Annotated in this window: 11 protein-coding genes; 6 read left to right on the plus strand and 5 right to left on the minus strand. The window is 40.1% G+C overall.

Annotation, left to right across the window (positions count from 1 at the left end):
- Positions 1–94: 94 nt before the first annotated feature.
- The 5 genes from JN11_RS13895 to JN11_RS13915 form a co-directional block, all read right to left on the minus strand.
- On the minus strand, positions 95–796 hold the full coding sequence (locus JN11_RS13895) for a response regulator transcription factor (protein ID WP_144913474.1): 702 nt from the start codon (positions 794–796) through the stop codon (positions 95–97).
- Entirely contained in the window at positions 793–2,157 is a 1,365-nt protein-coding gene (locus JN11_RS13900) for a sensor histidine kinase (RefSeq protein ID WP_144913476.1), read from the minus strand. Before JN11_RS13900 ends, JN11_RS13895 begins: the two co-directional genes overlap by 4 nt.
- Before the next feature lie 50 nt (positions 2,158–2,207).
- On the minus strand, positions 2,208–2,903 hold the full coding sequence (locus JN11_RS24930; RefSeq protein WP_144913477.1) for a TlpA disulfide reductase family protein: 696 nt from the start codon (positions 2,901–2,903) through the stop codon (positions 2,208–2,210).
- Between the two features lie 304 nt (positions 2,904–3,207).
- On the minus strand, positions 3,208–3,918 hold the full coding sequence (locus JN11_RS13910; protein WP_144913478.1) for a LytR/AlgR family response regulator transcription factor: 711 nt from the start codon (positions 3,916–3,918) through the stop codon (positions 3,208–3,210).
- Positions 3,918–4,934 carry a sensor histidine kinase gene (locus JN11_RS13915; RefSeq protein ID WP_144913480.1) on the minus strand — a complete coding sequence of 339 codons (1,017 nt, stop codon included), beginning with the start codon at positions 4,932–4,934 and terminating at the stop codon, positions 3,918–3,920. The genes JN11_RS13910 and JN11_RS13915 overlap by 1 nt, the downstream gene beginning before the upstream one ends.
- 282 nt (positions 4,935–5,216) lie before the next feature.
- On the opposite strand from JN11_RS13915, the gene JN11_RS13920 reads away from it, so the two are divergent.
- The 6 genes from JN11_RS13920 (at position 5,217) to JN11_RS13945 (ending at position 11,353) form a co-directional block, all read left to right on the plus strand.
- Positions 5,217–5,750, plus strand: coding sequence for a DUF2911 domain-containing protein (locus tag JN11_RS13920; RefSeq protein ID WP_144913481.1), 534 nt, complete (start codon positions 5,217–5,219; stop codon positions 5,748–5,750).
- Positions 5,751–5,754: 4 nt separating this feature from the next.
- Positions 5,755–8,226, plus strand: coding sequence for an outer membrane beta-barrel family protein (locus JN11_RS13925; RefSeq protein ID WP_144913483.1), 2,472 nt, complete (start codon positions 5,755–5,757; stop codon positions 8,224–8,226).
- A gap of 345 nt (positions 8,227–8,571) precedes the next feature.
- Positions 8,572–9,006: a hypothetical protein gene (locus JN11_RS13930; RefSeq protein WP_144913485.1), complete on the plus strand. Its 435-nt coding sequence runs from the start codon at positions 8,572–8,574 to the stop codon at positions 9,004–9,006.
- On the plus strand, positions 8,948–9,595 hold the full coding sequence (locus JN11_RS13935) for a heme-binding protein (protein WP_246139019.1): 648 nt from the start codon (positions 8,948–8,950) through the stop codon (positions 9,593–9,595). Before JN11_RS13930 ends, JN11_RS13935 begins: the two co-directional genes overlap by 59 nt.
- A 163-nt stretch (positions 9,596–9,758) precedes the next feature.
- Positions 9,759–10,328 carry a Crp/Fnr family transcriptional regulator gene (locus JN11_RS13940; protein WP_144913488.1) on the plus strand — a complete coding sequence of 190 codons (570 nt, stop codon included), beginning with the start codon at positions 9,759–9,761 and terminating at the stop codon, positions 10,326–10,328.
- Between the two features lie 89 nt (positions 10,329–10,417).
- A complete protein-coding gene (locus tag JN11_RS13945; protein WP_144913490.1) occupies positions 10,418–11,353 on the plus strand; it encodes an MBL fold metallo-hydrolase in 936 nt (311 codons plus the stop codon).
- The last annotated feature ends 49 nt before the right edge of the window (positions 11,354–11,402 follow it).

Below are 11,402 nucleotides of genomic sequence, written 5' to 3' on the forward strand. Positions count from 1 at the left end.
GGATAGCATCTCAAATTTATAAATATTTAATCATCTCCGGTAAAATAATGGAAACAAGATGTTTATAGCCAGGAGAGTTTAAAAAGGTGCGGAGCTAATCAATCAATTTATAACCAAATCCACGGATATTTAATATCTGGACAGAGCTATCATTCACCAGGTATTTGCGGAGTCGGGTAATATAAACATCCATGCTGCGGGCATTAAAGGCATTATCTTCACCCCATATTTTTAGCAAAGCTGTTTTTCTGTCTAATAGGCTATTTTTATTGTCGAGCAGTAATTTGAGGAGATCAGCCTCACGTTGTGAAAGGCTGATTGCTTTGCCGCAATCAATTAATTCAAGACGGTGATAGTTAAAATTAAGGCTCCCAATTTGGTTAGTTGTCGCGACGGATGAAGAAGCATTCATAGATGATTCAGGTAAATTCCTTCTGCGATTCAGGCTTTTCAGTCTTAATATCAATTCTTCCATGCTGAAAGGCTTTTTCATATAATCATCCGCGCCGGTTTCAAATCCTTTTATCACGTCGGCCGTTTGCGTTTTTGCCGTCAGAAAAATAATAGGTACCATGATATCAACTTTGCGTATGTCTTCAACCAGTGAAAATCCATCCTTGCGCGGCATCATTACATCAACTACACATACATCGGGTTTATTGGTGTTAAAAAGGCCCCAGCCTTCAACGCCATTTGCAGCAATAGTCAATTCAAAACCCCTGGCATCCAAAGTTTCTTTAACTATTGAAGCCAAAACGGCCTCATCTTCTACCAGCAATACTTTTATCTCATTCATCTCTCTGGGAATTTAATAGTAAAGGTAGTGCCTGAATTTGGCATGCTTTTAACTGAAATAATACCATTTAAGCTAGCCACCAATTGTTTAACATAACTTAAGCCAAGGCCATAGCCTTTAACCTCGTGCAAATTACCTGATGGCACCCTATAAAACTTATCAAAAATAAATGGTAAATATTTTTGGTCAATTCCGGGGCCATCATCCGTGATAGTTAACTCCCAGCCCTTTTCAAATGAGTTAATTGTGATGGTAACCTTTACATTTTCGCCTCCATATTTGATAGCATTATCCACTAAATTGGAGATGATAGTATCTATCATGTAGCTATCAGTGAGCACTTCCTTTATGGCTGATGGATTTAGAAATTCGATATTGTTTTTTCCGTCAAGTGTAAACTTCTCAATACCTGCGTAAATGATTTCATTAATGTTTACCTCAATTGGTCTGGCCAATTTGTCACCGCTTTCATATCTTGTAATATCCAGGATACGGTCAACATTATGGTCCAGCTTATCTAATATTACCGTATTTATTTTTAAGTAACGTTCTGCCTTTTCGGGCTCCCCGATACCGCCGTACCTGGACAATGCTTCGTTTGTTGATTTTAAAATGGAGATAGGGGTTCTGAGTTCATGCGTAATATTGCTGATGAAATCATTTTTGATATCGTCCAACCGCATTTGCCTGCGGATGATGATCCACATATAACATAAACTGCCCGCAGAAAGCATAATAAGTATTAGGGAAATAACGGCCGGTACAATATTTTGAACAAGAAGCATCTGCCCTTTATTGCTAAAAACAGCTTCTACTATAGGGCTGTTTTTAGCATAATTTATATAAGCAGCTATTTTATTATGCGGAAGTTTTTGCTCGGGTTTTAAAAGCACTAAATTGAATGGCAACTCAATGTTGTTTCTTCCCAGTTCGTTTTTAAAAATAGCCTTTAATGTATTAAGCTGTGTATTATTCATCAGCGTTGCCGACATAAACTGCGTGGCGGCCAGCATTGCTTTAACACGCTGCAAATTTTCTGGGTTAACCGGTACCTGCTCTATTTTTGCGATAGATGGCGTATGTTTAATATCTCCAAAAACTACCTTTAAAGTCTTGTCTGTATCTACCGGGCTCGTTTCCAAAACCGATAAATAAGGTGATGGCAATTTTAGGGTTGCAGGCAAGTCGCTTTGTTGTACATGGTAGTTTTCAACGCTTTTTTGAAGTGCATTTAACAATAGCCTGTTAAGGTTTTGCTCCCCAGCTTTATAAGTGTTATATACCCAATAACATTGAAACAAGATAATGCCACCGGCTGTAAGCGCAGCAATAAAAAGTAAAAAGCTAAGTCTTTTTTTCATTCCGGCGGCATTATTTTATACTCTTCAAAGATAAGCTATTTGTTTAAGGCCTACAGATTTGCATTGATGGCTGCCGACAGATCATGCTTAATATCAGGGCTGATGTTGGTGGCAAATGTTACAATACCTTTTTTGTTGATCACCAAACTGGTTGGCCATCCACTAACTTTATATTGCTGGTCAATTACCTTTGAATCAGGAAGTATGGTGTAATCAAATTGATGCGATTGCAGAAATGATTGAACCTTTTGCACATCATTAAAGGTTAGCGCCAGGAAAACTACTTTATCGGCAGTATACATTTTAGTAAGCTCATTAAGCTGCGGCATTTCTTCTAAACAAGGCGGGCACGAGGTGTACCAAAAGTTAAGCACCACTACTTTGCCTCTGAGTGCAGCTAGTGACCATTTCTTTCCCTGCAGATCTGTTAAATCAAAATTTGCAGCGGGTTTGTTGATCATTGCTTTTACAATCAGTTCATCTTTAGCATTTTTTTCGTCCATTTGCTTCATGTCAGCATCGGTTAAGTGTACCAGGTGCAAAATTCCCTGTGCCCTGTCGCTTTCCATGTGTGCTAACCATAATGCGCCGTTCCAGGCTTTGCTTACGCTGTCGACTTTGTCTTTCGAAATAAAACTACCATCAGGCATCATATACCGTTCAGCAGGCATTGCCGATGAATCTTTCTGCGCTTTAACACTGATACTACAGATGCTTAGCGCGATGATAAAAATGTAAATTTTCATTTGAGTTTTTTGATTTTTAATATTGATGAATCCCTATCTGTGAAATGTATTTCAGGGTATAAGAATCAATACCCTAATTATTTCATGGAGACAAAGCTATTGGGTAAGCCTGCGGATGTTTGTTAATGGAGTACTAAAGAGTGTTAACGAATGTTAATTGGGCTCCGTCTGCAAATTTTTAGCCCACGTTGTCCCAGCTTAGCCCATTCGTTACGCTAATTTATTGATTTACAGTGATCGCCTGTTTTGTTTAGCCCGGCTGTCTCTTTGTGTGTCATATATTAGTGGGACGGGACAACACACCTCAAAACTTATTTTTATTGATGACTTCCATAAACCGCTCCCTGAATTTTTCACTTACCGGGATCCGTTTATCGGCAATATAAATATGGTTATCCTCCATTTTGCTAAGCTGCTCATAGTTGACGATATAAGAATTATGCACTCTGATAAAGGGCAATTTCAATTGCTCTTCAATGTCCTTTAAGCGGCGGTAAATCAGCAATTGTTCCTCTCCTTTAACCAGCCGTACATAGTCTTTTTCTCCTTCAAAATATTGAATTTCCTTCAGTACTATTTTCCTGAGCGTCTTCCCTGATTTTACAAAAAAGAATTCCTGGCTCTGTTCCGGGTTCAGCAGTTGTTCAGGTTCATACTTGGAAAAATAGTGTTCTATTTTTTGCACCGATGCCAGGAAACGTTTCAGGGTGATGGGTTTCAGCAGATAGTCAATGGTTTGAAAAGCATAACTTTCTACCGCATACTCCGAATAAGCAGTAGTGAAAACAATTTTAGTTTGGTGTGGTAATAAAGAAGCCAGCTCCATACCCGAGAGTTTGGGCATGTTAATATCCAGAAAAATAAAATCAACCGGATTAGTTTTTAAAAAGGCCAGCGCTTCAAGCGCGTCATAACACTTCGCTTTTACCGTCCATGTGGTACTTTGTCCAATCAGCAGTTCTACCAGATCAATGGCGTCCGGCTCATCATCAATAATTATGCAGCTTAAATTCATCAGACCGGGATTTTTAAAAAGGCAGTATACAATTCGCCCTCGCTATCAATAGTAAGTTCAAATTTTGTACCATATAACATACTGAGCCGTTTGGTTAAATTGGCTATGCCGAAACCGCCGGGTTGATCGCCCGTTACGGGATCAACCCGGCGGTTGCTGGTTTTAAAAAGCAGGTACCCATCTTGCTGTATCAATGAAATGTGTACCTGGTTTTGCTTTAACGATTTATCTATACCGTGCTTAAAGATATTCTCTACAAAGGTCATCAACAGCATCGGCGGAATGCGGAGTTCTGGATTATACGTTTTCTCAAAATCGATGCTTGCCCCGTGGCGAATGCGGATTTTTTCGAGCGCCATGTAATTTTCAATAAAGGCCACTTCCGTAGCAACTGGTACCACCTCTTTTGGACTTTCATCAACAAAATAACGCATAATGTCTGACAGGCGCTCTATCAAACCCGCCGAAAGCGGATCAACCTTATAAACCCGGTAATAAATATTATTGAGCACATTGAAAAGAAAATGCGGCTGCACCTGCGATTTGAGTAAGTTCAGTTCGGCTTGGCTTTTTTGCAAAAGAATTTCCTCGGTTTGCTGCTTTAAAGTGAAATAAGCAATGGCAATACGGAACACCAGGCTAAGCACATAGATGAGCACGCCGCCGGGTACATAGCCAAGCAGCATAAGCAAATTTAATGGGAACGGCTTTATCAGTAAGAAATGCTGGTAAAGTATGATGGATGCATATCCCCTTAAAACTCCTGTTACAATCAAAAAAAGTATTACCGTTATGCCATACCAAACAAAACTCTTTTTTTGGTAAAGTGCCGGGTACAAAATCAGGATGTTTCCATAAATTATGATAGCGTAGGATAGGGTATTAACAACGGTGTATATCACTGACTTTTGCCAGCCATCCATCGGCAGCAATGAAAAAAAGATCAATAACAGCACGGCTACCCATATCAGCACCTGGAGCTGAATAATACCCGGTTTGTATCTCGTTATGTCCATTAGCGTTTTTATTTTTTAGGGCGATGAACCAGCTTGCCACCAACCGGCATTATCCAGTCATATTCAAAAGTACCAACCTTTTCTGTTTTCGGGCATTCCTTTATGTAGTTAAGGGGATATTCTCTGCAATTACCCAAAAAAATCAGATGGATGCCTGAAACGGTATAAAATCCACGTTGCCGAATAAATAGCCTCTATTGTTGGAAATATAACCCAGCCTGCCGAATTGATTATTTAAACCTGTTTGCAAATAACAGTTTTGATTATCAAAAAAATCAAATCATGAAAAAAATCATCAACACCATCTTGCTTTTATTAGGCTTAACGCTATCGGTTCCGGTTTATGCGCAGCACAACAAACCTAGGATCAGTCCGCCCGAATCTGTAACCGGAATGATCAATAAAGCTACCATTACTATAAACTATAGCAGCCCATCGGTTAAGGGCCGCAAAATATGGGGCGCATTGGTGCCTTATGATACCGTATGGCGGGCTGGAGCCAATGAGGCTACAACCTTTCAAACAGATAAGTACCTATTAGTTGGCAACCAGTTATTGCCCGCCGGAAAATATGGGTTTTTCCTTATCCCCGGCAAGACCGGACAATGGGTTGCCATTTTTAACAAAGTGCCCAATCAGTGGGGGGCATTCAAATATGATAAAACCCAGGATCAGATCCGTGTGAATGTAAACACGCAGCCCCAGGATACAGTGCAGGAAATGCTGGTTTATAAAATTGCTCCTGATGGATTTTCATTGACCTGGGAAAAGCGTACTGTTTTTATACCCGTGCAACAAAACAGCCCGATTGAATAATGCCATGAAATTAGTGAAACTAAATATAGCGGCCACCATACTATTGTTGCTATTTAAAGCCGCAGCATATGGTCAGGTTAGCGGAAGAGTAACAGGTTGTGTTAAAGATTCTTTAACACATGAAAATGTTGCATATGCGACGGTTGCTTTAACCGATCAGCGTACCAAAGCCACGGTTAAGGCAACGCAAACAGATATCAATGGAAATTTCGTTTTGGAAAGCCTGCCTCCAGGTACGTTTACATTGCGGATAAGTTATGTTGGCTATCAGGATATTTTTAAAGCGGATGTTACAGCTAGTCCGACTACCGGCAATTTAAATTTAGGCGATTTGTTGATGAACACCTCAAAAAGCAATTCGCTGAAAGAGGTTGTCGTTACTTCTAAAAAAGATGCTTTACAAAATATCGATGGCAAAAAAGTATTTTCGGTTAATCAGAGCCTGGTAAGTAAGGGAGGTAATGCGGCCGATTTGCTACAGAATGTGCCCACCCTGCAAATCGACGGCAATGGTAATGTAAGTCTGCGGGGATCTGCTGGCGTTAAGGTACTGATTGATGGCAAACCATCTGTTATTGCAGATGGTGATGTTAGCCAGATTCTTCAATCCATACCTGCTAGCGTTATTGAAACTATAGAGGTAATTCCCAATCCATCGGCCAAATACGATGCTAATGGTGAGGGTATTATCAATATCATCCTGAAAAAAAATAGCAGACCAGGGCTAAACGGCTCGGTTAACCTTGGCGGCGGTACGCGTGATAACTATAACGGCAGTGCTAACCTGAGTTACCAAAGTGGTAAGGTAAACTTGTATGGAAACTACAGCATTAAAAATGGGAATACCTATAGCAATGGTTTTCAGTACATGACATTTTTAAAGCCGACAGATTCCATCCGCTATTCCAACGAAACATTTCCGTCGGTTACCCGCAACAAGATCCAGTTTTTAAAGGGTGGTATTGATTATTTGCTGACACCCAAAAGCACAATAGGTATTTCCGGAAGTTTAAATACACGCAACACCCATCGGGATGAGGTTTTAAGTATTGATAACCTGGCGTTAAACGGAGCTCCTTTACAATCCAGTAATCGCTATAATACCACCAATAATAATGGCAACAGTTATGAGCTGGATCTGGATTACGATCAACATTTTAAAAAGCCCAAGGAAGAGCTGACATTTAACTTTTCATTTGCCTACGGCAGTTTTCGGAACTGGCAGGAATATGAAACCCACCAATACGCCATTAATGGACAACCAGCCCCTCCAATTGACACCCCATTGATAAGTGACATCAGAAATAAGGCTACCAATTATAACGTACAGGCAGATTATGTTTTACCTGTTGGTAAAGCAGGGCAGTTTTCAGCCGGTTATCGCAGCCAGATTACGCTGGGAAATAATAATCAGTATGCTTATAGTGTTACAGGTACAGCAACCGCCCCGGTTTATGCTTTTACCAGTTTTTTTAGCAGCAATAACCAGGTGCATGCCGTTTATGTAAATTATCAGGATAAGATTGCCGATTTCGGTTACCAGATTGGTTTAAGGGCCGAAGACAGCCACCTCAATGCTACCTTTATGAGTTATGACGCAAACAATGCCTTATTTGCAGAACCCGTAAAAGTACCCAGTGTGGGTTTATACCCGAGTGTTTTACTGACTGAAAAACTCGAAAACAACAGTGAGTTGCAATTTACGTTTACCAACCGCGTTTCACGGCCAACGGCGCGGGAACTGAATTCCGCTACCGATTTCTCCGATCCCGTAAATTATGAAAGAGGGAATCCGGGTTTAACACCAGAAAGCATTAATTCTTTAGAATTAGGGTACAACAAAACCTGGCAAAATATTTCCTTTACATCCGGCCTTTATTACAACAGGATTAACAATGTAATAAAACATATTGAGAGTGATCCTGTTGATGGTATAGTGATCACCACTGCTCAAAATCTAAAACGCTCCACTACTACGGGGCTTGAACTGATTGGTCATTTTGATGTAGTTAAAGGATGGGATTTTATCGCTAATGCTAATATTTATGAGCGGGATAATGATGCAGCACCTCAATTCGGTATTACCCAAAATACAAGCCTTAGTTGGAATGCAAATGTGACCAATAATATAACGTTGCTGGAAAAACTATCATTTCAAATTCGTGCAGATTACCGGGCACCAGACATGATTGTACAGGACAAGAACAGGGCTGCATTTGGCATGGATGCTGCTGCAAAATATGACTTCCCGGGAAACAGGGCTTCGCTGAGTTTTAATGCCAATGACATTTTTAACAGCAGGAAGTGGGCATTTTTAAGAAGCAGCGATGATTTGTTACTTGATTTTGAACGCCGCACAGTAAGCTCAAGAGCTACATTGACTTTTACCTATCGTTTTGGCAGCAGTCCCGGATCTTCAAAACAACCCAGGAAAAAGGAGGCCCAACGGGATAAACGGATCGATGATGCTTCATAGCATCGTCAATCCGTTTATTTAAAAGATGAAAGATTTTTTGTTTGGTTAAAATAAATAGGTACATTCATATTAAAATCCTAACCTAACACATGCAATATATGAAACACATTATCATAACACTTTACACGTAAAGTGATCTTCAAACTCAGCAGATTTGTAGCGTACGTATTCAATATCCTTAATAGATAAAATCTATTCCGTTTATCTGATAATATCGATGAGGTATGTAATGGCAATTACATTGCTTAAATAATGAATATGTTGACGTACGAATAGGGATACAATACTTTTGTGTTGGCCTCTAACCATCATTTATTGAAACAACCTAACCTTTCAAATACAGCCATGGCAACAACACCAAAAAATCCGTTAGACTTATTAAGCCTTTCAGGCTTGGATAAGCTGGAAAAGAAAATCGCACCCAAAGAATCAAATTTACTAGAGGCTTTTGTTGAGCCGCCTTCACCCACGCTTGGTGATATTTCTGCACTGCCCGGAACGTGGGTAGGAACCGGATTCAATTTGATTGAGGTTCCTAATATGAACCAGGCAAAACCCGGGCCGCCGCCGCCAGATAAGTTCAAGGTGATTTTAAATTCAACTTCAGAAACTTTGGTCTTCTCTGCAATAGACGGTGATATTATTAACCGGGGGAATGCACAGGCAGACATCAGTTTTTTGGGGCTGCATTATTTATTTACAGCAGGTATCAGATGTAAATCTGCCGGTAGGCAACAACGGAATTCATTTGGAAACCGGCTTATTTCTCAATGTAGTTAAATCAGAAGACCCGCTGGAAGGTCCAAGTATTGCACGCCTTGGCTCAATACCGCACGGTGATTCTATACTGGCCCAGGGGAAATCTTTTACCATTGCCGGTCCGCCGCAGTTTGAGCTTGCTGACCCAACTCCATTTACCATTGTGGATGGCAAGCGGGTAAACGATACCAGTGCAAATTACCTGGCTTTGCTTAAAAATGCTACACCTCCTCCCGGTATTCCTAAAGAAGCCATAATGGACCCGAATCTCATTTTGTCAAATGCTATTAAGGGACAAAATATAATAAGCACGGTGGTAATATTATTGGATGCGAATCCGATTGACGGAGTAAGCAATGTGCCGGCATCAACCAATGTTGGGGGCATAACCAATATTCCTTTTGTAAACGTTAATGCAAATGCTAGCACCATATCGGCCATTTTTTGGATTGAAACGGTAAAGAATGAAGATGGAAGTACGTTTCTGCAGTTGCAATATACCCAAACAGTAATCCTCGATTTTCCTGTATTTGGCGCACCTCCTGAAAACCCTATTACTCCGCTTAAATGGCCCCATATTTCTGTGGCAACGCTTAGGCTGCAACCTTAAATAAGGTTATAATACCAATGGGCCTGATAATCACATATTATCAGGCTTTTTGTGTTTAAAGGCAGTGTTTAGCAACGAATAATCAGTGTTAATAGAATAAATTTAATAATTTGGCTTGTGCCCGTCCGCAACGCTGGCATTTTATTAAATAGGATTAATAACTGTGAATCATTTACTGAAAGATCATATAGAAACGATAAGCCCTCTGTCTGATGAGGAATTTGCTTATATATTGTCTCATTTTGTGTTTAAGAAGATCAAGAAGCATGCTTTTTTAGTACAGGAAGGCGATCCGGTTAAATATGAATATTTCGTATTAAAAGGCTGCCTCAAAGCTTATGTGGCAGATAATGCTACAGGTAAAGAATTCATTTTTCAATTTGCTGCTGAAGACTGGTGGATCACCGACAGGGAAGCTTTTTTTAAACGATCAACCGCCACGGTTAATATTGATTGTTTGGAAGATTGTGAAGTGTTGGCCCTCACTTTAGAAAACCGTGAAAAACTAGGTGTTGAAATGTGGAAGTACGAACATTTTTTATCAGTGAAGGCATACTGGGGATATATTTCTCTCCAAAAAAGATTACAGATGATGATTATGGGAAGCGCTAAAGATCGTTATGAAAACTTTATAGCCCAGTACCCCAATTTATTTAACCGCATTCCAAAATCATTTATTGCATCCTACCTGGGTGTATCAAGGGAAACTTTGAGCCGTTTATATAAATCCTGATGTGACATTTGTCACAAAATCAAAGTGACAAATGTCCTTCGCCATCCTTTCTGTATTAGTGACTTTTGGCTTTATAAATTTTATACAAAATGAAAAAGTCAATAAAAACTATTTTAATTATTTTAATACTATCGGTGTTTTCGGCTCATGCGCAGCAACCCGGCTATTACAGAATGCAGATAGGCGATTTCCAGGTAATTGCACTCTCTGATGGTACCATACCACAAGAGCTGCCTAAATTGCTGACAAATACACAACCCAATGAAATTAATAACTTATTAAGTGCCAACTACCTGCCCACAACCGTTGAAACATCGGTGAATGCCTACTTGGTTAAAGCAGATAATAAACTGATATTAATTGATGCTGGTACCAGCGACAACTATGGGCCAAGTTTGGGTCGTTTAACTAAAAGTTTGCTTAACGTTGGTTATACTCCCGATCAAATTGATGCGGTATTGATAACTCATGCGCATATAGACCATACCGGCGGACTGATGCAAGGTACTAAAATGACTTTCCCTAATGCCACCATTTACCTCAGTAAGCCCGAGGTCGATTTTTGGTTTAATGAAGAGAACAAGCGTAACGCCACCGAAAAATTGAAACCTTATTACCAGTATGCCGAGGCTTCTGTTGGCGCATATTTAAAAGCCGGAAAGGTTAAAACTTTTGAATATGGGCAGGAGCTATTTCCGGGTATTATGCCAATTGCCAGTGCGGGGCATACTCCGGGACATACTTTTTATGAGCTAAACAGCCGCGGTCAGAAACTGGTTTTCTGGGGTGATATTATCCATGCGGCGGCTATTCAGCTTGCTGATCCTGCTGTTACCATTGAGTATGATGTTGATCCGGCAGCTGCGGCTAAAACACGAAAAAAGGCTTTCGCTGATGCTGCAAAAAATGGTTATTGGATTGCATCAGATCATATTTCATTTCCGGGTATAGGTCATGTTAAAGCTGATGGCTCAAAATATGTTTGGATACCTGCCAATTACAGCAGCGCCGAAGTATCGAAATAATAAAATTAAAGTGCGGTCTATTTATTAGATCCGCCTAAATAAAAGGTAC

It is taken from the genome of Mucilaginibacter frigoritolerans (assembly GCF_007830615.1).
Lineage (GTDB): Bacteria > Bacteroidota > Bacteroidia > Sphingobacteriales > Sphingobacteriaceae > Mucilaginibacter > Mucilaginibacter frigoritolerans.

Bases quoted from the DNA above. Each gene is read 5' to 3' on its own strand.
- JN11_RS13895 (WP_144913474.1), bottom strand. From the start codon at position 796: ATGAATGAGATAAAAGTATTGCTGGTAGAAGATGAGGCCGTTTTGGCT.
- JN11_RS13900 (WP_144913476.1), bottom strand. From the start codon at position 2,157: ATGAAAAAAAGACTTAGCTTTTTACTTTTTATTGCTGCGCTTACAGCC.
- JN11_RS24930 (WP_144913477.1), bottom strand. From the start codon at position 2,903: ATGAAAATTTACATTTTTATCATCGCGCTAAGCATCTGTAGTATCAGT.
- JN11_RS13910 (WP_144913478.1), bottom strand. From the start codon at position 3,918: ATGAATTTAAGCTGCATAATTATTGATGATGAGCCGGACGCCATTGAT.
- JN11_RS13915 (WP_144913480.1), bottom strand. From the start codon at position 4,934: ATGGACATAACGAGATACAAACCGGGTATTATTCAGCTCCAGGTGCTG.
- JN11_RS13920 (WP_144913481.1), top strand. From the start codon at position 5,217: ATGAAAAAAATCATCAACACCATCTTGCTTTTATTAGGCTTAACGCTA.
- JN11_RS13925 (WP_144913483.1), top strand. From the start codon at position 5,755: ATGAAATTAGTGAAACTAAATATAGCGGCCACCATACTATTGTTGCTA.
- JN11_RS13930 (WP_144913485.1), top strand. From the start codon at position 8,572: ATGGCAACAACACCAAAAAATCCGTTAGACTTATTAAGCCTTTCAGGC.
- JN11_RS13945 (WP_144913490.1), top strand. From the start codon at position 10,418: ATGAAAAAGTCAATAAAAACTATTTTAATTATTTTAATACTATCGGTG.